The organism is Leptothoe spongobia TAU-MAC 1115 (assembly GCF_018739885.1).
GTDB classification, from domain to species: domain Bacteria; phylum Cyanobacteriota; class Cyanobacteriia; order Phormidesmidales; family Phormidesmidaceae; genus Leptothoe; species Leptothoe spongobia.
Genome location: NZ_JADOES010000008.1, coordinates 15,190 through 40,391, shown reverse-complemented (window position 1 = coordinate 40,391; position 25,202 = coordinate 15,190). Strand labels below are relative to the sequence as shown.

Sequence of the window (25,202 nt, the reverse complement as noted above, 5' to 3'; positions counted from 1 at the left end):
AATCGAGTGACCACTATCCTTCCTATAGTGGTTTCGACTGTTTAAGGCAGCTTTCTAGTAATGCTTCCATAGCTTGTAAACTTTTAGTTTGCTGCCAGTTTTGGTACAAATGTCCTGCTATTAAACAGCCTCCTGCCCCAACGCCTTCTTTTACATATCCTTGTTCAAAAAGGGTGAACTGAGGATAGTTTGACTGCTTAAATGAAAATTGGCTACTCATAATTGGAGGGGTGGGAACGGTGCGGGCTAGCTTCATCAGCTGGCTAGTGGCATCGTTCATAATCCACTGGGTTGTTCCGATTACGATGTTATTTGAGTTCCATGGATAGCGTGAGCCGAGCTGCTGAAGCATTGTGTAAACAGCAATCATCTGACTGCCGCCAGCAAGAAGAACGCCACTATGCTGGCTAGCGGCTAGGGTCATGCCGAGGGCAAAGGGTTGCATGGGGTCGCCAACGGCTGCGATCGCTTCCCATACGCTTCGTTTGCTTTGGTTGGCTGGTTGACCCTGCAGACCAGTTTCAATTAACTCAGTTTTTTGCTTGTGGTTACAGATGGCATGACTGCTGCCGATTAGTCCGGCTACATTAAACCCTAGAGCAGTCAGTGTGGCCTGAGCGGTGGTAGTACCTGCTACCACACACTCCCCAATAATCAGGTAACTGTCACTAAAGCGTCGACCTAACGTTTTTCCCCAGCGCAGGCCGGCATTAAATAACTGGTCAACTTTGTCTAAAGGGAGTGCCTGTCCAGAGCTGACACAGCGGGCAATGGCCCCATCGATATCTATATGAGGGACGCTAGGGCTATAGGGTAAACCCGTGTTGAATAGGTAAACGGGTAGATTTAATCCGGTTGTTATGGCTCGTGTTAATAGTGCTGGAGAGACGCCTGCCTGGAGTGGAGGTAGGGGGTAGTGAGGATTTGGGCTAGGGCCATCATAGATAAATTCAGCATCAGCCACTGCCGTCATTCTGCGTGCTTTAGGCGTATTGCCAGCTGCTGAAATATCAGGAACGAGAGCTGTTTCTGTAAATCCTAAAATACAGATATAACAAGGGCGTTTCCCTTGATATTTTTGCTGCCAACGTTGAGTAATATCGATGTTTGTATGGTGAGCAATTAGGCAATGGGCGTCTGATGAATTTAATGGCATGGTGAGAGGACTACTCATCAAGGATCTGTTGAACCCATTGAGGGGGCGGTGGCATCTCAATGCCCATCCGTTCCAAGAGGATCCAAGCCGTCAGATGTACCGTAAAGAGGTAGACAATGCTGCTAAAAAACACCATGGAAACAGCTGCAATTTGAATGATGCCAGGACTAACCTGACCGATGGCTCCTAGCCCAAGCAGACCAAAATCTAACAAGCGATTTGTGATCCAATCTGTCAGCTGTACAACCTGAGCGACCAAATAGCCCCATAGATCTTCCCCAGCCATCCATGACAGCAGCCAGATACGAAAAAATATACCTAGGGTGACTATCAACGCTCCGATCGGTAGTGAAATCAACCAGGAAGCTTTATGCCGCCAGTGATAGCCAAGCTGTACCCCAAGCATGCCGTAAGGGATCACATACAGCAGACTGCGGGGGGGGCCAATCAAAATAGCCAAGAGTAAGCCGGATACCAGCGTAGTCATCCAAGCGGAACGATGATTCCAACGCAGATACGCCAGGGCGACAGGTACTGGAAACAAAATGCGTAATAGGGGTCCAGGGGGAAAATAAAGATTAATCAGCCACATCAGGCTAGCTGCACTGGCAAGAAACGCAGTTTCTACCATCGCTACAGGCCCTTTATTGTTCAGATCGTTAGGCTTGGTGACGGTAGGCCCAGGAGAGACAGGAGTAATATCCTCATCCTCTATCCAAGGGCGGTCTAGATCAAAATCGTCAACATCACTGGAGCTAATGCTATCAGCCAACTCTGACGGTTGTATCTCTGACTGATAGTCGTCTGGCTGCTCCATGGTGCTGAGGATACTCCTTTGCTTATGTTTCTAGTCTATTCTCTACGTACTAGAAACTGCTCCAGAAAATAATCGTTGTTGATTTATGAGCCTGTACCCACCTGACAGGTGACATGATCTCAAGGGGTAGCAACACCAGAAAATATTGGTAAATAGAAACTATCTGCTAAACCAGCAGACGGTCTAAGGCATCAATGGATGGAATCCGAATAATATCGCGCTCCCGATTGATCAGCCCTTTTTTTTCAAGCTTACTTAAAACGCGAGTGACCGTTTCCCTGGCTAATCCACTGAGGCTGCTGAGTTCGCGGTGCGGTAAGTTGGGAATTTCAACTCCTTGAGCGCCGAGGGTTCCCTGGCCGTCTGCAAGGAACAGAAGAACGTCTGCTACCCGAGACTGACTGTCTGATTCGCGCAGCCGTAATCTTCGATTGACCTGCCGCAGCCGTCGAGCCATGAGCTTGGCTAGTCGAATGCCTGCCTGGGGTTCACTGTTGAGTAGGGTGACAAAATCTTGGGCTGGCATGCTCCCAATCATAGTTGTTGCTAGAGTAATCACATCGGTGGATCGGGGCACTGCCTCCAAGGGAGCCATTTCGCCAAATAGCTCACCCTTACCCAAAATATTTAAGGTTACTTCCTTGCCATCTAGGTTATAGGTGCGAATTTTGACCCAACCTTCCAGGATGAAGTAAACAGAATTACCCCAGTCATTTTCTAATAGCAGAACCTGGCCCGCTGGATGTCGACGTGTGACAATCTGAGCGGTTGCTTGTTGAACCGTAGATTCAGGTAGCTCCTGAAAAAAAGGAGCGGCTGCGATCAGACTTTCGCCAGCTGAAGTATCTCGGTTACCGTATTTGCTATCCATAGTGTGAGGAAGCCACGGTTGGGTGGACTCAGTTAAACAATATGATGGGACAGTCGAGGGTCAGTCTGCTATGTGACAAAACCAGCTCCACTCAGGCGTCAGGCGCATGATAGAACTTAGCAAAGAACTCAAGCGGATCTCAATGGTTTTCATCTAAGTGATGTGAGGGCTTTAACTCCATGGGTTAGGCCCTAGCCTCAACCCATAGCTTAGTCCTTAAGACGATAACTCTCTGAAACATGCAGGATTAGTTTGTCTTTAGTTCGCCTCTGGTTTGTCTAAAACAGGTTACAGCACGATTGCATCATCTCCCTAACTCAAACTTTCGTTAACTTAACTTCATATCTCAAGCATCAGGTCTAATCACATCGATTAGGATGGCATCCATCTGCAGACGATGCATCCATCTTGATCTACATAGGCTTAGATGGCTCTATCAGGATTTTTCCTCGGATGCTCGTAGATAGGAGGAAATTGTGATTTTTTAGCCAGCCTGCTTTACACTTTGGGCATTCCATTGGTAGAGGCCGATGTGTCTATACTTGGGCTGGTGTGCCCACGCTTGGGCTGGTACTCCTCCGCTTTACAGAGTTCGTTGTTGAAAGGCCGCACTGTGACTTCTCAAAAGGATCAAATCCAACGCCTCATTGCTGAAATTGAAGCTACTCTGGCTAAACCGACTGCCCGCTTGCCGTTGGGTTTGTCGGGCGAGGCTGAACGGCAGCGTCAACTTTTAGGAAAACTATTTAGCTATTTGCAATCCCTGGAGCAGATGTTTGATTCTCCAGGGGGATGGGGGCCGATTGACCCAGGGACGGGGCAGTTTGTGTCTCCTCAGGCTGCTCCAGCCGATTTTGAAGAGTCTGCTTCTCAGGTGCTGCAGGGATTGCTGCTGGAGATGCGATATCTCAGAGAGAACTCCCTTAAACCGATGCGACAGGAGTTGGAGTCGCTACAACAGAGGCGGGATAGTGTACAGGCAGAGCTTAATGTTTTAGAGGCACAACGTAAGTCTGATCCTCTGCAATCGGAGCAGCAGATTGCTGACTTTTTAGAAGTGTTGATGCAGCGGCTCCAGGAGCAGCTATCGACTCAAATGGTGCAAAGTTTTGCTGCGATGGAGTCAGCCGCCATAGAGCAGTTGTCAACTGCCGATAATCCGATGCCGTTGTTATCGGGGCAGCGTCTAGAGCAAGTGCGATTGCTGCAGGCCCAGTCGGATCAGTTGCTATTAAAGTTGGACAATACCTTGACGGTGGTCTTTGACTCGTTGCAAAAAAGCGTTGACAGCTATCGTGAATCCTTGGAAGAAGGGCTGGACCAAATGCATGGCTTGGGCCGTCAAGGCGAAGTCATTTTCCATGCGTTTATTAATCATCTTGCTCAGCAACTGGGTCAGGATGCTTCATCTTATCTGACAGGAGATCTGGGTGCTGCTGTACAGCAAGCGGTGTTGCAAGATCAAGGGGTGGGAACAGGCACCACTGAGGTGGATTTGGGCGCTGTCCAGCCTGATGAGCTTGATCAAGCCTTGGATGATTTGGTTTTGGAGGTAGACGATGGAGCGGACATCGTTGATCCGGGTTTGGATATTGATTCTGATTTGGCTCTATTAGAGGATGGGCTCTTGCCTATTGATGAGGATGACGATATTACCCTGATCCAATCCGACGAGGTGTCTGATGCTGAGGCCGAATTGGCACTGTTGGAGGATGCGATCGCATCGGGCGACGTTGATATTGATGAAGATATTACGCTGATCCAATCTAGTAGCGTTCCATATCCAGGAGTTGACTTAGAAGAAGAGATTACCTTAATACAAACCGAAGACGACCCAGGGCTAAATGTTGATTCCGAACTAGCGCTTTTGGAGGATGCGATCTCATCGTCAGACATTAATTTAGAGGAACTCTCTGTCGCCATGGAGGATGACTTAGAGGTAGATGAATCATTAGACGATCCTGGGCAGACCAATGATGTAAGCACGGTTGATTTAGCAGGATTACCTGGATCGTTTGAGTTGGACTCAGCTCTGGGAGCGATTGATGAGAGCCTTGGCATGCTTGCCCTTGCCGCTGACGATGGCGACTCGTCAGCGCAAGGGGGATTCGATGATGCTTCAAATCCAGATACATTACCCCAGATAGAGGCTGAGGAGGAGCTATTTAATCTTGATGCTGGTTTGGAATTGGAGCCCCAAGCATCAGCTGCAGAACCGTCGGATTTATTGGAAGAGGCGGAGCTGTCAGATGACTTGATAGATCCGGATGAAGGAACCAATGACGTACTATTTTTTGATCCTTCGGATGTGGATGGTGAGAGCACCCAGACATTTGAGCCTAGCATTGTGTCCTTGACGGATACAGATTTGTTTGATGCTAATCAAGTGGCCGATAACTGGTTATTTGATCGAGGTCCCGTTGAAGCGCCAGATGATGCTTCACTATCACCATCTCCAGATGCTTTAGATGATAGGCCGACGGAAATAGGTTTTTTAGAGAGTTCTGGAGACGTTATCCCTGAGGACACTGGTGCGGAAGTACCAGAAGAGGCAACAGTCGAAAACCTCTTTGGTGACAGTCTGTCGAACCAGAATGATATTAGTGACGAGTCGCCTGATGTTAGTGATACGGTGAGCTCCCTGTCAGACCTATTGCCTGATGAACGAACCCCAGAGACGGTCGAGGACTTTCCAGATAATGTCCCTGACGATATTTATATCGCCGCATCGGCAGACGAAGATCTGATTAACTTAGTGGAATCAGGGGCTGAGCAACATCTGTTGATTGACTTTGACGATGGGCAGCTAGTTGAGCAGTTAGATGAGGATTTACAAAAGCTAGCCGATGACACCTTCTCTGCCGATTATGGTGTCGAAGAAGATGACTCTCTTGAACCCTTGGATCAAGTCACTTTGGAAACCATTGTTAATGACTTGAATCTGGAAGATTTGAACCTTGATGCTGAGCCAGTCTCTGAGCTGGTTAACCCTGGGGATAGTGCTATTGAAAGTACAACCCAGGAAGGTAGTGAGCCGGTTGACGAGGCTTCATTGCAAACCGTTGAGGATATGGGACTTGACCTGTTTGAGGGGTTTCCCACTGATACGGTTGATGTGGACGATCCGTCCGATCAAGAAGATGTGGATGTTATGGCTTTGCCATCTGCGCCTGATGATGGTGCTCCAGACTTAGACTTGCTAGGTCTGGGAGTAGATCCGTTAGAGGTGGATGAGTTTGATGATGGTTTGCCCGATTCCCTTGCCGATGAATTGGGTGGATTAAGTGAGCGTTCCAATGCGTTATCTCAGGAGTCGACTGATGAGATTGTCGGTCAGCTCCTTTCTGATTTAGAAGAACCTGTGATAGTTGAGGATGAAGCCTTTGTGGTTCCTTCGGTAGAGGAAACAGAGCCACGATTAGACTCGGCTTCCACGCCAGATTTGCCACCCGATTTATCAGGAGAGGAGCTAGATGCAACGTCTCCAGAAGCTGATGACTTTTTGCAAGCAGAGCAAGCGGCTTTTTGGCAGACAATGGCGGACGATGGGGAAACTCAATCTGTAGAAGCTTTACTATCGAATACAGATGCTGATGTTTTTGAAGGGACAGAAGAGCTAGGGGAAACCTCTATAGAAACGCCATCTGACGATATGTCCCTTGATGCTGTCTCAGCGGATTTGGCAGATGATTTGGACGATTTACTGCTTTTAGATAACTTGCCCTTGTCTGCTCGCGAAGCAGAGTCGCAAGAGGAGCTTGATTTAGGTGATCTCGATGATTTGTTTGGAGAATCGTCAATCACTGATTTGGAAGCTCTCGACGCGACTGCGCAAACCACTCCTGAGGATACTCAGGTGATGGATCCTCTAATGGAATTAGGCTTGGAGCTAGGAACGGGAGCTGACGATGCTCTAGCATCTGAGACGAATGCATTGTTGTCCCAGGTGCCACCAGTGCAGGTGCCTGACGTCGAGGTTCCGGATGTTGGGGAGATGCTAGACGGTGTTGATGATTTAGTCGAGCCGATTTCAGAGGTAGGTATTGGGCCTGAGGATAGTTCAGTGGCCCTCCCAACCCCGCCTGTACCTGTTCCCCCTGTCACGGTACCAGAGCCTCCGACCATAGATATTGATGGAGAATGGTTTTTGGGGTTGGATGTCGGGGCTACAGGGTTATCTGCTGTGCTGATGAATCGGCAAACCGGCCAAGTCTATCCTCTCTACTGGCAAACGGCGGCGGACGATACTAAGCACTTTCGATTACCTGCAGTGGCGGTTATGACATCGGCTCAGGATACGGTTGCTGTGGGCTATGACGCTTTGGGCGATCTAAATGATCTACTGACTGACTCGGGTTCATCAACGCCAGAACTAGTGGGTGTCAACCGTCTCAAGCCATTGCTCAAGGTGGCCGTTGGCCATGGCCAGAACCTACCGACATCGGATCCCTGGCTCCGTTGGTCAGACACGGTAGATTTGCCGCTGCTGCAGGTGCTGCAGGCTATGGTGGCCTTGCTCAAATATCTAGTTGATCGAGGGCAGGTTGTCGGTTTAGAGGGTGATAGCCTCAATCAGGTGTGGGCAAGATTGCAGGGGGTCATTGTGGGCTATCCCACTAACTGGCCTGATACCTACAGCTTTAACTTGCGAGAGGCCGTGTTGGCAGCTGGTTTAATTGATCAGCCTGAGCAAATTTTGTTTGTGGAAGATGCGATCGCAACCATTCTGTCGGGTTTGCCTGATCCCAACGATGGATCTCTGTCCGAGACAGTATCGCTATCGCGGCAGCCCAGCTTGTACAACTGTCAGTGGCAAGAAGGCACCGTGGTCATTAGCGGTGGAGCTGTCATGACCGAGCTAGGCTTGGTCAACTTACCCCAAGATTTAACCGGCCTCAACTACGCTGACTTTGCCCTGCGTGGGTTTGCCTATGCTGGAGATGCGTTAGATCAAGATATCGTTTGTCAGTTATTGTTGCCCGAAGAGCGGCGTCAGCCTCTGACTGACGCGGATGCTACTATCAACTGGGATTGGCAGGGGCATCTTTCTGCTGAGGATGCTGATTGGGCACAACTCAATTTGGATAACCTGACGTTACCGACAATTGGCCATGTGGACTGGGCCCAGCGCTATGCTCTACAGCAGCGACTACTGGGATCTAATTTGGGGCAGAGTTTGTTAGCGGCAGCCCGCCATCTAAAGTTGGCATTACAGCAGCAAAGTCATATTCAGATCGCGTTGGCAGGACAGCGCTGGTTGATTAAGCGACGCCATCTCGAAAACCTCATCTTTTTACCTTATATTCAGCGGATTAACCGCTATCTGAATGTGTTGTTGAGCCACCATAGTGTGGATGCTCAATCCATTAAGCAGGTGATTTGTACCGGTGGCTCGGCATCCCTACCGGCTATTGCGCGATGGCTGCGCCAAAAGTTTCCCAATGCCACCATTATTCAAGATACTTATGCCAGTGAGTTGCCTCAGAGTTGTAGTCGAGTGGCCTATGGCTTAGTGAATTTAGCGCGCTATGGACAGGTGCTCAATGTCACGCGTCAGCAGTATAGTGACTACTTTTTGCTGATGGAGTTGCTCAGGGTCTTTCCTCAGCAACCACTGCCGGTGGGGGCAATTATGCATTTGCTAGAACAACGTGGCATTAATACCCAAGCTTGTCATTTACATATTTTGGCCTTACTAGAGGGACATCTCCCGCCTGGGTTGGTGCCGACCGTCGCGGACCGAGGACTGATTTGCGATCGCACCACTGACTTACCCACCTATCGAGCGTTATTGCAAACACCGCTCTTTAGCAAAACTGTAACCGAGTCAGGTGGACAGATGTATATTCCTAATGAGGCCCAGGCTGAACAGCTGCGCGCTTATGTCAAGCGGTTACTGATTGATAAGGTCCAAACCTTAGAAGAACCATTGATTGCTCAGCTGGAGACTTTTGCCTAATTAGATTTACATAGGTATAGAGAACGTTTGAATACATTCTTAGGACGTTGTAGCAAATGCTGATAGAAAAATAGACAATCCTGTAGGAGCACTCCCTTTTGGCTGCCCTTCTATACTGGGCGCTATCAGCCAGGATTTTGTATAACTAGTGCAAAAGGAAAGCTTTTTCAAAGCTATAAGACAGGGAAGAGGACAATAAATCCTCCTCCCTGTCTTATAGCCATATTAGTTTTGAAGTGACTTTACAGTGCTAATACATTGGCAATATCAAATGCTTGGTAAATTCTCAAGGATGCTTTGAGGAAGTATCTAGTCCTCGTCATCTGAATCCTTATTCTCACCTAATTGAATGAGATGAATATGTTTATAACCAAGCTTAATTTCAAACTCGTCCCCTGGCTTTAACCCCATTTCCTGAGTGTAAGTAGAGCCAATAACAATTTGACCATTCTTGTGAACACTAACGCGATAAGTTGGTTCACGCCCACGCCCATCTTTAGTACTTTCTGGACCTAAAGGTATACCTCTAGCTGCAAGTAAAGCATCATAAAAATCAGTCAGATTTACTCTAACTTGCTTGTCTTTTGTAATGCTGTAATACCCACACTCCTTAGCTTTCTCTCGCTTTGGTAGATGGGTGATCTCCTTCATTTTCTGAAGCAGCGCTTTCCCTGTAAGGGGCGTGGTTTTGGTATCAGCCATCGGATTTGGTGATTTAATGATTAGGTCTAATAAAGAGGTGATGGTAGAAAAGTGCTTAAATTGAGGCTATATAACTCTCAGTTAATGATTTTTGCACAGCACATTTCCAGTTAGGACTCTGATTATAACAGACAAAAAACCTGTTTATCTAGAAGTATTTACAAGCTCAACTCGCACGAGTTTTAACTGTGAATGTTCTCTTCAATAAATAAGATTCTGAATGTAAAGTATTTGAATATATAGACCTTCGTGATGGTAATAAATTATTGTCTTTTAAGATTAGGTATGGCCAAGTTTTGATGAATCCCCCAAATAAAATACTAAACGTTATAGTCGAAAAAATGCTGATGAGATATCCAATCTATATTTCTTTTAGTCTAATGACTATGTCTTAGAAAGTTTGAGTTTAGTGTTTCCTCTACTTTTAATTTGATTTTACTAAGGATATAAACGAAAGTCGAGAACCTTGTAGGAACTGCTGATTCATAAAATTTCAGAGGCCACGATGTCTGCGTCTTAAAGGGATTGAGTTGAAAGTTATGCCAACGATGCGTAATCGATAGTATAAAATTATCAACAGTTTTAATAATCAACATTCTTCATGTTCAGGATGATTATTTTGCCGCCCAGAAAGCTATAGGCTTTAACTGGGATATGTTTGATGGCGAGGCTTTTGGAGCTAAGTTGCTCATTTTTGAGGAGCTATCTCCTGGTTGTTTTCTAGTTTTTTGATTGTGGTATGTCTAAGTCTGACCCGGTAGAGCCTGATGCGTCACAATCTCAATTGTCTGATGTTCCTGGTTTTGGATGGACCACCTATGCAGAACGAATCAACGGTCGTTTTGCCATGGTAGGGTTCTTGGCTTTGTTGCTACTTGAATTCTTTACACGGCAGGATTTCTTTACGTGGTTAGGGTTGCCCTAGCGCACATTCATTTGATATTGTCCTTGCCCTGTTTGGTCATAGGTATTAACAATGACTCGGTATTGCCCCGTGTAGGGTAGCGATATGCGTATAGTTGAGTTGCTATTATTTCGGGCTATATCATCATTCTCAGCAATCTTGTTGCCTTGATTGTCGATTAGCAGTAGATAGGCATCAAAATCCTGACTGGTGAGTGTAATGGTGACTTCTTGGCCCTGTTGTCCACTAAATAGGTATTCATCATAAAGGCTGTTATCAGTTAGGCGACCGTCTTGAGTATTCAGAGTGCCGCTTTCACTTAGAAGGTAGTTTCTGGCACTGCCTAAGCTGCTGATGCGTAGCTCATACTGGCCCTGTTCGCTTGCACCAGAGGAATTAGCAAACACAAAATAGGTGCCATCAGTGGGTAGGGTAATTTCTATGTGAGCATTGAGACTGTTGCCATTGTTATCATTTTCTCCCAGATATTCTTGGTTAGGTCCATAGAGTAATAGATAGGAGTCCACCTGATTGCTGTTCATATCGATACTGATACGCTGACCAGCATGTCCTTCAAAGGTGTAAGCATTGAAGTAACTGTTGTCAGGCAATAGGTTACTGCTGCTATCAAGACGAGCGCGGATGACATTGCCGTCAATGACAATTGGTGATGGAGCACGGTCTATTTGGTGCTGGCGAGATGCGACTGTGCTTGCCGTTCCGTTTTGAACAGCTGTGATAAATGGTCTGACTTGGGGAGTTGAGATCGCAAACCCAATACCAATACTGCCTGCATTTTCCCCGGTTGTAAAAATTGACGTATTCACCCCAATCAGTTCACCATTGCGATTTAGCAAAGGACCACCCGAATTTCCAGGGTTGATCGCTGCATCCGTTTGGAGCAATCCACGTTCTGCATCAATACGGCTAACAATGCCAACGGTAAACGTTCCTTGCAGACCAAATGGATTCCCGATCGCAAATGCCTGTTGACCTACTTGGGTAACACTAGTGGCTAAGGGCACCATGGGAAATATATTATCCCCGCCGTCGATTTGCACCGCTGCCAGATCTAAACTCTCATCTGCATACCCAATGACTTGACCTGTAAACTGACGTCCATCTGCTAAGCGTACAGTTACCTGAGTTGCATCTCCAACAACATGGGCATTGGTTAACACTAATCCTTCTGGGGTGATGATACTACCACTGCCTGTACTATCCCCCGCATCAATGGCTACGACAGCAGGACTTGCTTGCTGATACACCCGTACGTTGGTTTCTTCATCAATCCCTTGGGCTTGGGCTGATGCTAGAATCAACCCCTCCTCCACCTTAAACTGTGCACCCATAACGTTAAACCCAAGGGCACATACCAATAGACCTGTACAGGATTTTAGAAAGATGGATGTCATTGCTCTCTTAGCAGAGTGAACTTCTCTATAAGATACTTTCAGCCCAGAAACCATTCCGGTGATCCAAAAAAGATTTATAATCTTGCCGCCATTTGCTGGGCATAGGCAAAACTTCTCAAAAGCCTCTGTCTCAGAAATATACAGAAGATCGCATCATATCAATCCCATTCAGCTGGTAAGAATCACACAAAGCCTTTATAAACGTATTCAAAATCATTGAGATCAAAAAAGGGGAGCAACTGAGTTGCCCCCCTTTTTTATCTTCTATAAAGATATAAAAGCTTATGCCAGGCCAGTATTGGCTCCAGGTTTGCCAGTTGCTAGTTCTACTTTAACAATCTTGCCGCCCATCTTTTGAATTCGCTGCTGCTCGCGAAACCAGCTGTCGTAGGGAACGAGCTTAGTAAAAAAAGTATTCTGTAGCTCGCGCTGGGTGCGAACACGAGATTGGCTCGGCACACAGGCAGTAACCCGAAACATACGCATAGCAGAGATGTCTCCTACTCTTAAACAAAAACTAATTTTGCAAATTGGTTGGGAAAAGCCTGTCAACTTAAGTGGTGACATTTTGGCTTTAGTTAAATCTGGCTAACTATCAGCTGAACTCAGGTCAAACCAGTCTTTGTTCAGTCTGGTATGCGCAAAGCCTCAAGCTACCTATGTAAAAACGAAGCTATAGCACTATAGCTATGGTTATTTATAACCATACCCTATGAGCTAAGCATAGACTCAAAAATTCGGAAGTCCAATAACCAATGACAAGCAGCCAAAATCTCTCGATAGGGACAGGTTTTGACTACCTAACACTCGCTTCAGACTTCCGAAACAGAGTTAGATCGGTTAGACCGATCCAAACTACATGAGCTTGACCTAGCTAAGGCCGGAGCAGATGTAGTCGAAGTAAACACCCATTTCCTTGCCAGCATCAGAGCCAACCAGGCCAGCAGTAACTTCTTTCATCGCCTGAATCGCTTGAACAACACCGCCTACAGGTACACCCAGAGAATTGTAGGTTTCCTTCAGACCATTGAGTACGCGCTCATCGATAATGGAAGGATCACCAGCCAACATAGCGTAGGTGGAATAGCGGAGAAAGTAGTCCAAGTCACGAATGCAAGCAGCATAGCGACGAGTGGTGTACATGTTGCCACCAGGACGAGTGATATCGGAGTACAGCAGCGCCTTGGCAACAGCATCACGAATGATTTCGGAGGCGTTAGCACCGATAGCAGTAGCAGCCCGAACACGAAGTTCACCAGTCTGGAAATAAGCATTTAGCTTATCCATAGCTGACTGATCAAGGTATTTACCCTGAACGTCAGAAGAATTAATTACAGAAGTAATTGCGTCTTGCATAATCTGTATTCCTTAATGAAATTTGATGACGTGGTCCAACGAGGTAACTCAATGCAGATCTACAGAAGTCCGCCAACAACGTAGTCAAAGTAAGAAGCGGCCTCAGCGGCATCGTCACCAGATAGCAGAGAAGATGCAACGCTCTTCATAAAGCGGACTGAATCAGCTACAGCAGGAATAGATGTGCCTAGGGAGTTATACATTTCCTTAGCACCGACCAAGCCGATTTCCTCAATGGGAGTCACATCACCAGCAACAATGCCGTAGGTAACGAGACGTAGGTAGTAATCCATGTCACGTAGGCAAGTCGCAGTCATTTCCTCACCGTAAGCGTTACCGCCGGGAGAAACAACGTCAGGACGCTTTTGGAAAAGCTGGTCACCAGCCTGTTTGATGATGCGCTCACGGGACTCAGTTAGAACCTGAGCAATGCGTAGACGACGCTCACCAGACGTAACGAAACCCTTGATCCGATCTAATTCACCAGGGCTGAGGTAACGGGCCTCAGCATCGGCATTCACGATAGATTTCGTGACAATACTCATCTATGGATTCCTCCGAAAGAATATATCCAGGTGCAACAACTGATGTTCACCTTGAAAAGACAGGTATTACCTGATTAGGTAAATAACAGTCCTATTACTACTCTAAATCAAATCAAGCAGGCGACCTATGCGCTGATCCAATGCTTAATTCGATTCTTGAAGCATGCCAAATATCAGCTTAGATTTCGAGAAATCTTGTGTTAGCTTAGCTACCTTCCGAAAATATTCTCCGGCATTCAGCTAACTTTCTTAGAGGGTGCGTAACATTTTGTAATGTCATTCCTCAGAATAGATTGATTCCTAGTGTTTTCAATCTATTTACGACTAAATAAACTCAGAGATCTCCCAAGTGCAAGCAGCTTTAGGACGTGATCTCTGAGTATTTAATTAGATCCGTGTATGGATCTAAAATCGTTCTTTAGGTATCAATGGATGCAATGGCCGAGACTGAGGGTGAAAAGCTCGGAACAACTACATCACCGGTTTGACGCGTTAGCTGCTGATATAGACGCTCGGTATTGGGGAAATTAGCGGCTGGTAATGTTGGGAAGCGGCGATAGGGCACCGTATCTTCCCCAAAGAATTCAGCATATTCAGGGGTTTCTACCATGGTTTGAATAAAGCCACGGATCCCTAAGGTTGCCAAAATCTGGTTATACTTTCGAATCTCTATCTGATTGAGAGGGGCACGTCCTAGGAAATGCTTAGTTCCTAGTTCGATCACCTTAGTATTCGGGTAAGGTGCGTAGAACTCCTTTTTATAAAGGTCAGAACAGCCGAGACCTTCGATGAATTCCTTCATGTTGATCTCACCGTTGCTCAACAGACTTTCCAGAGATGTGAACTCAGCCCGAATCACATAGGGAGGAATATCACGCTCAAAGATTTGTCGATAGGCAGCCTGAGTGACTTGCTTCAGGTTGGGCTTGTCATAAAGACTCGTGAGCTTAAAGATCTTCAGCTGAACGCGACGTACGTTCACACCCTGGCCAATACGTTTGCTGACCTCGATATCACCACGGTCAGAGTTAACAGCTCCCAACTCAACAAAGCGCGGAGTTTGAGGCTTGGTTACGGGTCTGATACCGGTTGAGCCAACGGTGCCAGCGCGGAATGAACGTAAGGATTGACCAGATGGCGTAACGTAGCGTTCATAGGGAATGGTGTCATCCCCAAAGGATTCAGTATATTCAGGGCTGTCGATCAGGGTATCAACTAGCGCATAAAAGCCTTGCTTGGCACAAATATCGAAGTATTTGTTAGTTTCTTGGCGACCGTAGGTAGGACGTCCTAACAAACGACGATGAATGTACTCTACCGCCTTCATTACATATAACGATGACCAGTAGGTCTTGCGGAATGCATCGGACTTGGCGATGGCGCGAATAAAATCGCGTAGACAAATATCGCCATTTTCCAGGCGGTTCTCAGCAGATTTGAGCTCTTGTCCTGCATAGATGTCAAAGCCAAAAACTTGGCGATAGGCAGCGCGAATAATTGTCTGAGTCGAACTTTCAGAAAATTTTATGCTGTCCCCATTGCTTGATGGCAGCTGGTCGAGTTTAAAGACCTTAGGCCCAAGACTGCCTGGGGGTTTAGGTCGAGCTGCGGGATTACTCATTTGACTATCGATACCGGCACCTCGACGAATCAAGATACGACGGGTGTCCTTGTTAAATGGAGCCGGACTGTTGTTGGGATCACGAGTCTCTTTTGGAAAGATCGCTCCAAACTGAATTTCTAGTGGATCGTTCCCAGAGCCGTAGGGATGCTGATCCGGCAGTGGCTGGTCGTAGGCAGCAAATGTAGTGAGAAATTGAGGCACCTTACGGAAGGGCGCACTATAGTTCAACAAGTTTTGCTGCGGTCCCCAGTTGCGACATTCCTGTGCTTCTTGGCCTAGACCACGCAGGTATGGAACGGTTTCTTCTCCAAAATAGTCGCCGTATTCATTCGAATCGATTAAGGCATCTACTAGCTTTGGTAGGCCACCTTCAGAAACGATAGAGAAGTATTTCTGGACTTCTTCGCGGGAGCTGGGACCACGACCTAAAATATGGCGGAAGGCTAACTCTAGCGCTCGACTATTGATGTAAGGGTCAAAAAAGTTTTTACGGTAGAGGGGAGACTTCGCCAAACGTCGGATGAATTCCTTCATGGCGATTTCGCCATTTTTGACCTGGGATTCCAGATTAGATATTTCTAGGGAGTAAGCTCGCTTAATATCACGTTCAAAGACTTGACGATAAGCGGCCTTAACCACTGAACTTTTCTCAGCTGTTGAGAGGCCCGGTTTCATTACAAACTTAGGTCGGCGCTCAGCGGCATTGAAATAAATTTGGGGTAGTTCTAGTCCTTGAAGATCTTTAGATGGTCGTTGACGCAGCTTGTTAGAGGGAGCTGGTGCTTTGAATTCCTCAACTAAAACATTGAAATAGGAGCGAACCAGTTCCTGGGCTTCGGCATCCCCTCGAAAATAATTGGTACTTGCACCTCGCATGGTTTGCAAAGCGACTAAGGTTGCGGCTGAGGAACAGGCGTCTTCAATGATCTCGCGTAGACCACGTACGTTGACGGCAATGATGTTGGGATCGCCTGCAACGATGGCGTAGGTCAAGTAGCGTAGAAACCAGCTCATGTCTCGTAGAGACTTTTGCATGTTGCTAGGACCATAGCGTCCAACATTAATGGGACGAAAGCCAGCGGGGGCGCTTCCTAGGTCCCCACTACTACTAACGAGGCCCCTTAGACCAGAAAATAGGCCACCGCTATCACCACTTTCGATCACAATTTCTGCGATTGGAGCGTCTTGACCCTGGGCCGCCATCGCAGGTGCCGATTCAGGGGCAGGACGTTCTAAATATGAAAGTGGGGAACCACCAGTAAAGATACGGTTTGCCGCCTGGGAAACGATTAATTCGGAATATTGAGTGATGATCTGTGCGATCGCAAGTCGCTTGCGACCTGATTTAAAGAAATCAGACAGCTCATCTAACTCACCGCGCTCCATATAGCGGTCTTGCTGCTCGGCCTGAGTGATCGTGGTAACCGGCAAGGTTTGATAAAGTTGTGGCCGCACTAAGGAGCTTCCACCACTAGCTGTTACAGTCATTCCTTTTCAAAGGCTCCCTTCTAAAAATTGATTGCAATATAGTTGATTGCATCAGACCCCTCCCTCAGCGCCAAATAACTCAGATCTAAAAACGATCCAGAGTAGCGGTTAACACCAGCAAGCAGCGCGATGGGCCTATCGGCTCTTAGACAGTTCCAGATTAAAACGATTACGGAACGTCAAGATAGTAGTCTCAAGACTGTGTAACATCTTGTTATTAGCTCACTGAGTCATCATAAAAGACCGCGTGCAAGTGAATGAGAGAAAAGATAAGTTTTGTTACCTGTATTTACGAAGAGTTTCCCAAAAAATGCCACGCTTAGGATGCTGAAGCGATGAGTTTTGGCGCGTTACAGTCCATGCCTTTAGATGGCTGCGTTTTTACAACTGAAGGTTGAACCTTGCCACCCTCAGAACTCTATATCTATAGATTTGCTTGCCCAGCCAGATAAACTCAAAACTCAAAATCTACATTTCCCATGACCTCTGAAAATGAAGCTTCCGTTAGTGCAGCGGTGGCCAAGCTGTACGATACCTATCCCTTTCCACCAGAGCCTTTAATTGATGAACCCCCTCCTGGGTATAACTGGCGGTGGTACTGGCCAACAGCCTATAGCTTTTGTACTGGCAGGCTACCTGCAACCGAGCAAGTCAGAATTTTGGATGCTGGCTGTGGTTCCGGCGTAGGAACAGAGTACTTAGTTCACCTTAATCCCGAAGCCCAAGTCACTGGTATTGATTTGAGTGCTGGTACCTTGGCCGTGGCCCGTGAGCGCTGTCAGCGCTCAGGAGCTGACCGTGTGAGTTTTCATAACCTCAGCATCTATGATGTGGACCAAATTGAGGGCCAGTTTGATCTGATCAACTGTGTTGGCGTGCTCCATCACATGCCCGACCCCATTCGAGGTATTCAGGCGTTAGCCCAGAAGGTAGCCCCCGGTGGGTTGCTTCACATCTTCGTTTATGCCGCATTGGGACGTTGGGAAATCTCTCTAATGCAGCAGGCTATTTCTATGGTTCAAGGAGATCGTCGTGGCGATTATCGTGATGGGGTAGCCGTCGGTCGCCAGATCTTTGATGCACTCCCTGAGAATAATCGCATTGTCAAGCGAGACAAGGAACGATGGGCCTTGGAAAATCATCAAGATGAATGCTTTGCTGATATGTACGTCCATCCCCAAGAGGTGGACTACACCATCGACACACTATTTGAGCTCATTGATGCATCGGGATTGGAGTTTGTCGGCTTTTCTAACCCCCAATACTGGAGCCTAGAACGCCTCATCGGCAAAGCCCCCGATGTTATGGAGCGGGCTAAAACATTGAATCAGCGAGCCCAATATCGCCTGATTGAACTTCTCGATCCTGAGCTCACCCACTATGAGTTTTTCTTGGCTCGTCCGCCTCTGCCCCAGATAGATTGGGCCAATGACCAGAAACTCTTAGCAGCGAAATCGAGCTTAAACCCTTGCCTATCTGGCTGGCCCAGTCAGTCTTTTTTTAATCCTGACTATCAGCTCGTTACAGTGACGGATAACGAATATCAATGTCTGAAAGCGTGCGATGCATCATCGGGCCACCATACAGTTGCTGATTTACTGACCGACACCGCGATTGATCTAACAACTGTTAGATCTCTGCAAAAACGGCAGCTGATCTTACTAACACCTGACGAATAAGGAATAGAACCATAGCATCCCCTTATATTAGTAAGATTTTCTTAATGATGACGCAAAATCTTATCTAACAAAGGGGGATCGCCATTAAGTATTATTACCTTTAAATGATATGATTTTCTTGGCTTGTTAAGGGGGGTTCGCCCCAGCTACAGGCCATACCCAGGCTAGTTTAAGTAATTTTTTTTGTGGACTCGCCAGATAAACCTCTTGAAGATCCATCTTGGGATGGAGAGTCGTCTTTGTCAGATGGCCATGACTCAGCAGATATCGACTCTGATGAGCCATTACTCAAAGGTATTTCGCCCGAGCCTGATCCGTCCATAGAGGAGTATTACCAACTTCAGCAAGAGCTCGTTTTACTCACACTCTTCCTGGCAGTGGTGATATTTGTACCAGTGTGGATGGTTTACTCCCTAAACATAGCTTTCAATTGCCTAATTGGAGCATGTGTCGGTGTAGTTTACTTAAAAATGTTAGCTAAAGGCGTTGAGCAATTGGGTCGCCAGAAAGCTAAGGTGGGCAAGAATCAGCTTGCTCTTTTTATTGGTCTAATTTTAGTGGCATCCCAGTTGGAGCCACTGCATATCATTCCAATATTTCTTGGCTTTTTGACATACAAGGTTGCCATCATCGTATCTATATTCAGATCATCATCGTCGATTTTGTCTGAATTCCTTTAGCTTTCTAAACATCTGGCCTGTTGTCTTTTTGGTCAACCTAACCTGAATGAAGATGCTGAGTTTGCTGCACTTTGATGTGTTGCCACTGGCGAAGCTAGAGGTAGGGCATCACTTTTACTGGCATCTGGGAGGGCTGAAACTCCACGGTCAGGTTTTTCTGACCTCCTGGGTGGTTATCGGCCTACTACTAGTAGCTTCGTTATTGGCGACCCGTAATCCCCAAAGGGTGCCACAAGGGCTACAAAATTTGATGGAGTATGTCTTTGAATTTATCAGAGACATCGCTAAAGCCCAGCTTGGTGAGAAAGAATATCGCGCCTGGCTTCCCTTTGTTGGCACATTGTTTTTGTTTATATTTGTGTCCAACTGGTCAGGAGCGTTACTCCCTTGGCGAGTCATTGAGATTCCTGGCGGAGAATTAGCGGCACCAACAGGTGATATTAATACCACCGTTGCGCTTGCACTATTGACCTCTCTTGCCTACTTTTATGCTGGGTTCAAGAAGCGGGGTTTAGGCTACTTTGCGAAGTATGTTGAGCCTACGCCAATCTTGTTGCCAATTGCGATTCTTGAGGACTTCACTAAGCCACTTTCGCTGAGTTTCCGTCTTTTTGGAAACATTCTCGCGGATGAGTTGGTGGTTGCAGTGTTAGTGCTTTTAGTGCCGTTGTTCATCCCTTTGCCCGTTATGATGTTGGGGCTATTCACGAGTGCGATTCAAGCCCTAGTGTTTGCAACCCTGGCTGCGGCTTATATTCATGAAGCCCTAGAAGGCCATGGTGAAGAAGAAGCGCATTAGGTTGCTTTCTTAGTCCCTGGACCTGTCTTTAATCCGTATTCAATTAACAAGGAAAATAACCATGGATCCATTAGTTGCTGCTGCTTCTGTTATTGGTGCTGGTCTGGCCGTTGGCTTGGGCGCAATCGGCCCTGGTGTTGGTCAAGGTACTGCTTCTGGTCAGGCAGTAGCCGGTATTGCTCGTCAGCCTGAAGCTGAAGGCAAAATTCGGGCAACGTTGCTTTTGACCCTGGCATTTATGGAATCGTTAACCATCTATGGTTTGGTGATTGCACTCGTACTTCTGTTTGCAAATCCTTTTGCTTAAGGATCATCAGATTCAGGGGCGTTAATATACGTCCCTGAAATCATACGGAGGAGTTTAATGTTTGATTTTGATGCAACATTGCCTTTAATGGCTATTCAGTTCGTTCTGTTGACGTTCCTTTTAAATGCGGTTTTGTTTAAACCCATTTTGAAGATAATTGATGAACGGGATGAGTACGTTAGAACCAATCAGGCTGACGCAAAAGCATATCTGGCTGAGACAGAAGCCCTGGCAAAGCAATATGAGCAGGAGTTAGCGGACAGCCGTCGGCAAGCTCAAGCGATGATTGCAGCTGCCCAAGCTGAAGCCAAGGAAACGGTCGCTAAACAGATTGCCGACGCTCAGGCTCAGGCTCAGCAACAGCGAGAGCAAAGCCAAAAAGCTCTGGATGAGCAAAAGCGTGATGCTTTTAAGTCTTTGGAGCAACAGGTTGATTCTCTGAGTCAGGGAATACTGGATAAGCTTTTGGGGTCGCAGGCAGCATAATTTCTAGACAGCTCCTCTGCTTGTTTTGGAATCAATGCTGCAAGTTTTAGGATTATTGGCGCAGTTATGAATATGGTTGGAACCTTTTTTCTATTGGCTACCGAGGAAGGCGGCTTTGGTCTTAATTTCGACATTATAGAGACCAACCTGATTAACCTCACCATTCTGATCGCATTACTGATTTACTTCGGTCGAAGTTTTTTTGGTCAGATTATGGCTGATCGCCAACAGGCGATTCAATCCGCTATCCAAGATGCTGAAAAGCGTCAACGAGAAGCAACATTAGCCTTGTCCAAACAAAAAGAGAATCTCGCGCAAGCGCAATCAATGGCAGCTAAGATCAAAGCAGAGGCTGAAAAGTCTGCTCAGGCTGCTCGTGAAGAGATATTGGCTCAGGCTGTTCGTGACGTTAAACGCATGCAGGATGAGGCTGCTCGTGACCTTTCTTCTCAGAGAGATCGTGTTTTGTCGGAGTTACGTCAGCGGGTTTCGGCATTGGCTATCAATAAAGTAGAGAGCCAACTGAGATCTCAAATGGATAACGCCTTACAGCAGAGGTTAATTGATCAAAGTATTGCTTTGTTGGGAGGTCGTCTGTGAAAGATAGTGTTGTGATTGAGGGCATTGTAAGCCCCTATGCGCAGGCCTTGTTGTCTGTCGCTCAATCAAACGATCTGACTGATCGTTTTGGGCAGGATGCATCTTTTCTCACTGAATTGTTGTCAGTTTCTCCTGACCTCGGCCAATTGCTTGAGAATCCGATCATTAATCCTGATATTAAAAAGAATGTTTTGATGCAACTCGCGGGTGAGCAGGTTCATCCAACGATGCTCAACTTTCTGAAGTTTCTCGTGGATCGGGGGCGTATCCCATTTCTAGTGCGTATCTGTGCCCAATATCAAGAACTGTTGCGGCAACTGAATAAGGCAGTTTTGGCAGAGGTTACTTCTGCTGTGGCTCTATCTGATCACCAGAAAGAAGAAATTCGCCAGAAGGTGCTTGCTATGACGGGTGCAAGTCAGGTTGACTTATCAACCAGTCTCGATCCGGAATTAATTGGTGGTGTTGTTATCAAGGTCGGCTCTCAAGTGGTTGACGCCAGCTTACGGGGGCAATTACGGCGCATTAGTTTGCTCCTCAACAGTCCTGCCTAAGGGCACCTCTCCTTTTATCCCCCCTCATCTTTAACGTTTACTGTACTTACAAGAACAACTCCCATGGTAAGCATCAGACCTGATGAAATCAGTAGCATTATTAAGCAACAGATTGAGCAGTATGACCAGGACGTCAAAGTATCCAATGTGGGTACTGTACTGCAGGTAGGTGACGGTATTGCCCGTATCTACGGCCTGGAACAGTCAATGGCTGGTGAGCTGCTTGAATTTGAAGATGGCACTGTCGGTATTGCCCTGAACCTTGAAGAGGATAACGTGGGCGCGGTACTGATGGGTACTGGCCGACAGTTAAAAGAAGGTAGTTCGGTGAAGTCAACCGGCAAAATTGCTGAGATTCCAGTAGGTGAAGCCATGCTGGGTCGTGTAGTGGATGCGTTAGCTGTCCCTATTGATGGTAAAGGTGATCTTGCGACCACTGAAACCCGCCTGATTGAATCTCCTGCGCCTGGCATTATTGCACGCAAGTCGGTTTATGAGCCTCTGCAGACCGGTATTACGGCTATTGATGCCATGATTCCTGTTGGCCGTGGTCAGCGTGAGTTAATTATTGGTGACCGCCAGACAGGTAAGTCTGCGATCGCAATCGATACCATTCTCAACCAGGCCGACCAGGACGTAGTTTGTGTCTACGTAGCGATTGGCCAGAAAGCTGCATCTGTCGCCCAGGTGGTTGGCGTTCTCGAAGAGCGTGGTGCAATGGATTACACCATTGTGGTTGCGGCTAACGCTAACGATCCAGCTCCTCTACAATTCTTGGCTCCCTACACAGGCGCAGCTCTGGCTGAGTACTTTATGTACAAGGGCAAAGCCACACTGGTTATCTACGATGACCTTTCCAAGCAGGCTCAGGCCTATCGTCAAATGTCCTTGCTGCTCCGTCGTCCACCCGGACGTGAAGCTTATCCCGGAGATGTATTCTACATTCACTCCCGTCTACTAGAGCGTGCGGCTAAACTAAGCCCTGAACTGGGTGAAGGTAGTATGACGGCTCTGCCTATTATTGAGACCCAGGCGGGTGACGTATCGGCTTACATTCCCACCAATGTAATTTCCATCACCGACGGTCAGATCTTCCTGTCTTCTGACCTGTTCAACTCAGGTCTACGTCCTGCCATTAATGCGGGTATCTCCGTATCCCGTGTAGGGGGTGCAGCCCAGACTAAGGTGATGAAGAAAGTGGCCGGTAAGCTGAAGCTAGAGCTAGCCCAGTTCGATGAGCTTCAAGCCTTTGCCCAGTTTGCCTCTGACCTAGATGCGGCTACCCAGGCCCAGCTGGCTCGTGGTGTGCGTCTGCGGGAATTGCTCAAGCAATCCCAGTACTCTCCTCGTTCTTTGCATGAACAGGTAACGGTTGTGTACGGCGGCATTAACGGTTTATTTGATGAAGTACCCGTAGAGAAGGTTGCACCTCTGGTGGCCGAGCTTTGCAACTACATCAACACCAGCAAGCCTGAATTGGTGAAAGAGGTCAACGAAGGCAAGAAGCTGACTGACAAGGTTCAAGACTTGATCAAAGAGGCAATCGCTGAGTGTAAGCAAGCCTTTATGGCGGCATAGGAGGGATTGGCCAATTCCCTCTGGAGAACGTTGTTCGTGTATCTGGGGGGACTGGCCATAGATAACGCATATGGCTAATCTCAAATTTATTCGTGACCGCATCAGTTCGGTCAAAAACACTCGTAAAATTACCGAAGCAATGCGTCTGGTGGCTGCTGCCAAAGTGCGCCGCGCCCAGGAGCAAGTAGAGGCGACCCGTCCCTTTGCTGACCGCTTAGCTCAAGTATTTTACGGTCTTCAAACTCGCCTAAGGTTTGAAGAGGCAGACTTACCTCTACTGAAACAGCGCGAAGTCAAAAATGTGGGCTTGGTTGTTATTTCTGCCGATCGCGGTCTGTGCGGTGGCTATAACGCCAACATTATTCGTCGGGCTGAAAATCGTGCTAAAGAGCTGAAAGCAGCTGGTATTGGCTATCAGATGATTCTGATTGGCCGTAAAGCGACTCAGTATTTTCAGAGGCGGGACTATCCCATTGATAAAACTTTTGTAGGCTTGGAACAGATTCCCACATCTGAAGAAGCGTCTAAGATTGCTGATCAGGCCCTTTCCCTATTCTTGTCGGAAGAGGTTGATCGTGTAGAGCTGATCTTTACAAAGTTTGTCTCCTTGGTGAGTTCTCGACCGGTGACTCAGACCCTACTACCCTTAAACCCAGAAGGCCTCGATAAGGAAGATGAAGTTTTCCGCTTAACGAGTCGTGGTGGACAGTTTAGGGTAGAACGCGATGATGTTGAAACTGAACAAAAACAACTTCCCCAGGAGATGATTTTTGAACAGGATCCGGTTCAAATCTTGGATGCTCTGCTGCCGTTGTATCTCAACAATCAGATTTTGCGTTCTCTGCAAGAGTCAGCCGCTAGCGAGCTCGCTGCCCGGATGACAGCGATGAACAATGCTAGTGATAATGCTAGTGATTTAGTTAAAACGCTGACACTGGATTACAACAAGGCTCGTCAGGCGGCCATTACCCAAGAGATTCTTGAGGTCGTAGGTGGTGCAGCAGCTCTAGGATAAGCTGCTCCTTGGTCGAGTTGTTCTAAGTTTTTAACCCCATATATTTTGGCAGTGTCATGACACTGCCTTTTTTTTGCCAATAAATCGCAATCTTATTTTCCCTTTTTTGGAAAAGGCTATATCCTGTACGTTAGTCAACCGTCAAAGACAGTGCCCATGGTCAACGAGGTATCCCAGTGGCTAGCGGAGATTCAAACGTTGCAGCAGCAGTTGCAGACGCTTGGCCAGGAACGTGATCAGGCCTATGCAAGTGCTGCAAACTGGCGCAGGTTATACGAGTCCGAGTCTGAACAACGTCGCAATGATTCGGAAAGGAGCCAAATGCGGATTCGAGCCTTAGCGAATGAGTTAGAGCTATTTAAACAGACTCCTAGCCAAGGTGAGCCATCTCGTAATTTGGAGCAGATATTGGCCCAGACAGAGCAGGTAGAGTCAGTTTCTGAGCTACGCTCTCAATTGGCGAATGCCCTTACTCTATGTGATCAGCTCTCTAGTGCTCTGAAATCTGAGCAAGCGGCTCATGAGGAAACTCGTCAAAATCTAACTACAGCACTAGGGGATACCATTGACCTAATTGCCAAATCTCCCACTTCTCAGACAGAAACTGGCAGTTCCATCGAATAAGCACTCTATGTCTTTCGTAAAATAGTCGTTAATCTGTTCAGCC

Annotated in this window: 21 protein-coding genes; 12 read left to right on the top strand and 9 right to left on the bottom strand. The window is 47.1% G+C overall.

All coding sequences use genetic code 11. From position 1 onward, the window contains the following. Positions 1 to 22 precede the first annotated feature (22 nt). The 3 genes from cobT to IXB50_RS05865 all read right to left on the bottom strand — a co-directional run bounded on the left by cobT (position 23) and on the right by IXB50_RS05865 (position 2,844). On the bottom strand, positions 23 to 1,174 hold the full coding sequence (gene cobT, locus IXB50_RS05875) for a nicotinate mononucleotide-dependent phosphoribosyltransferase CobT (RefSeq protein ID WP_246564136.1): 1,152 nt from the start codon (positions 1,172 to 1,174) through the stop codon (positions 23 to 25). Further along, a complete protein-coding gene (locus IXB50_RS05870; RefSeq protein ID WP_215608017.1) occupies positions 1,167 to 1,973 on the bottom strand; it encodes a DUF2232 domain-containing protein in 807 nt (268 codons plus the stop codon). The genes cobT and IXB50_RS05870 overlap by 8 nt, the downstream gene beginning before the upstream one ends. Positions 1,974 to 2,139: 166 nt before the next feature. Further along, positions 2,140 to 2,844: a Crp/Fnr family transcriptional regulator gene (locus tag IXB50_RS05865; protein WP_215608016.1), complete on the bottom strand. Its 705-nt coding sequence runs from the start codon at positions 2,842 to 2,844 to the stop codon at positions 2,140 to 2,142. Between the two features lie 613 nt (positions 2,845 to 3,457). Between IXB50_RS05865 and IXB50_RS05860 the strand changes: the two genes are divergently transcribed. Beyond that, positions 3,458 to 8,803 carry a hypothetical protein gene (locus IXB50_RS05860; protein ID WP_215608015.1) on the top strand — a complete coding sequence of 1,782 codons (5,346 nt, stop codon included), beginning with the start codon at positions 3,458 to 3,460 and terminating at the stop codon, positions 8,801 to 8,803. 309 nt (positions 8,804 to 9,112) lie between these two features. Here the strand turns inward: IXB50_RS05860 and IXB50_RS05855 are convergent, their stop codons facing one another. Next, positions 9,113 to 9,505, bottom strand: a complete 393-nt coding sequence (locus IXB50_RS05855) for an AbrB family transcriptional regulator (protein WP_215608014.1) — start codon at positions 9,503 to 9,505, stop codon at positions 9,113 to 9,115. Positions 9,506 to 10,244: 739 nt separating this feature from the next. Between IXB50_RS05855 and IXB50_RS05850 the strand changes: the two genes are divergently transcribed. Next, on the top strand, positions 10,245 to 10,430 hold the full coding sequence (locus tag IXB50_RS05850) for a chlorophyll a/b-binding protein (RefSeq protein ID WP_215608013.1): 186 nt from the start codon (positions 10,245 to 10,247) through the stop codon (positions 10,428 to 10,430). Here the strand turns inward: IXB50_RS05850 and IXB50_RS05845 are convergent. From IXB50_RS05845 to IXB50_RS05825, 5 genes are all read right to left on the bottom strand, one after another. Then, positions 10,427 to 11,824 (bottom strand): trypsin-like peptidase domain-containing protein, encoded by a 1,398-nt coding sequence (locus IXB50_RS05845; RefSeq protein ID WP_215608012.1) that lies wholly within the window; start codon positions 11,822 to 11,824, stop codon positions 10,427 to 10,429. The genes IXB50_RS05850 and IXB50_RS05845 overlap by 4 nt on opposite strands. Positions 11,825 to 12,106: 282 nt before the next feature. Continuing rightward, positions 12,107 to 12,310: a phycobilisome linker polypeptide gene (locus IXB50_RS05840; RefSeq protein ID WP_215608011.1), complete on the bottom strand. Its 204-nt coding sequence runs from the start codon at positions 12,308 to 12,310 to the stop codon at positions 12,107 to 12,109. Positions 12,311 to 12,694: 384 nt separating this feature from the next. After that, positions 12,695 to 13,180 carry an allophycocyanin subunit beta gene (gene apcB, locus IXB50_RS05835; protein WP_215608010.1) on the bottom strand — a complete coding sequence of 162 codons (486 nt, stop codon included), beginning with the start codon at positions 13,178 to 13,180 and terminating at the stop codon, positions 12,695 to 12,697. Positions 13,181 to 13,239: 59 nt separating this feature from the next. Next, on the bottom strand, positions 13,240 to 13,725 hold the full coding sequence (gene apcA, locus IXB50_RS05830) for a globin family protein (protein ID WP_215608009.1): 486 nt from the start codon (positions 13,723 to 13,725) through the stop codon (positions 13,240 to 13,242). Positions 13,726 to 14,143: 418 nt separating this feature from the next. Then, positions 14,144 to 16,837, bottom strand: a complete 2,694-nt coding sequence (locus IXB50_RS05825; protein WP_215608008.1) for a phycobilisome rod-core linker polypeptide — start codon at positions 16,835 to 16,837, stop codon at positions 14,144 to 14,146. Positions 16,838 to 17,316: 479 nt separating this feature from the next. On the opposite strand from IXB50_RS05825, the gene IXB50_RS05820 reads away from it, so the two are divergent. The 10 genes from IXB50_RS05820 (at position 17,317) to IXB50_RS05775 (ending at position 25,159) form a co-directional block, all read left to right on the top strand. Continuing rightward, positions 17,317 to 18,516 (top strand): class I SAM-dependent methyltransferase, encoded by a 1,200-nt coding sequence (locus tag IXB50_RS05820; RefSeq protein WP_215608007.1) that lies wholly within the window; start codon positions 17,317 to 17,319, stop codon positions 18,514 to 18,516. A 185-nt stretch (positions 18,517 to 18,701) separates the two neighbouring features. Further along, positions 18,702 to 19,196: an ATP synthase subunit I gene (locus IXB50_RS05815; protein WP_326520731.1), complete on the top strand. Its 495-nt coding sequence runs from the start codon at positions 18,702 to 18,704 to the stop codon at positions 19,194 to 19,196. A 46-nt stretch (positions 19,197 to 19,242) separates the two neighbouring features. Then, on the top strand, positions 19,243 to 19,995 hold the full coding sequence (gene atpB / locus IXB50_RS05810) for a F0F1 ATP synthase subunit A (protein WP_407658791.1): 753 nt from the start codon (positions 19,243 to 19,245) through the stop codon (positions 19,993 to 19,995). A 61-nt stretch (positions 19,996 to 20,056) separates the two neighbouring features. Further along, on the top strand, positions 20,057 to 20,302 hold the full coding sequence (atpE, locus tag IXB50_RS05805; RefSeq protein WP_215608005.1) for an ATP synthase F0 subunit C: 246 nt from the start codon (positions 20,057 to 20,059) through the stop codon (positions 20,300 to 20,302). A gap of 57 nt (positions 20,303 to 20,359) precedes the next feature. Next, positions 20,360 to 20,788 (top strand): F0F1 ATP synthase subunit B', encoded by a 429-nt coding sequence (locus IXB50_RS05800; protein ID WP_215608004.1) that lies wholly within the window; start codon positions 20,360 to 20,362, stop codon positions 20,786 to 20,788. A 72-nt stretch (positions 20,789 to 20,860) separates the two neighbouring features. Then, entirely contained in the window at positions 20,861 to 21,388 is a 528-nt protein-coding gene (locus tag IXB50_RS05795) for a F0F1 ATP synthase subunit B (RefSeq protein ID WP_215608003.1), read from the top strand. Continuing rightward, the gene (gene atpH / locus IXB50_RS05790) at positions 21,385 to 21,942 is read left to right on the top strand and encodes an ATP synthase F1 subunit delta (RefSeq protein WP_215608002.1); all 558 of its coding nucleotides are present in this window, start codon (positions 21,385 to 21,387) and stop codon (positions 21,940 to 21,942) included. Before IXB50_RS05795 ends, atpH begins: the two co-directional genes overlap by 4 nt. 63 nt (positions 21,943 to 22,005) lie before the next feature. Next, positions 22,006 to 23,520: a F0F1 ATP synthase subunit alpha gene (atpA, locus tag IXB50_RS05785; RefSeq protein ID WP_215608001.1), complete on the top strand. Its 1,515-nt coding sequence runs from the start codon at positions 22,006 to 22,008 to the stop codon at positions 23,518 to 23,520. Between the two features lie 70 nt (positions 23,521 to 23,590). Further along, positions 23,591 to 24,535 (top strand): F0F1 ATP synthase subunit gamma, encoded by a 945-nt coding sequence (locus IXB50_RS05780; RefSeq protein ID WP_215608000.1) that lies wholly within the window; start codon positions 23,591 to 23,593, stop codon positions 24,533 to 24,535. 156 nt (positions 24,536 to 24,691) lie between these two features. Then, complete coding sequence (locus IXB50_RS05775) at positions 24,692 to 25,159, top strand: hypothetical protein (RefSeq protein WP_215607999.1); 468 nt, start codon at positions 24,692 to 24,694, stop codon at positions 25,157 to 25,159. Positions 25,160 to 25,202 lie beyond the last annotated feature (43 nt).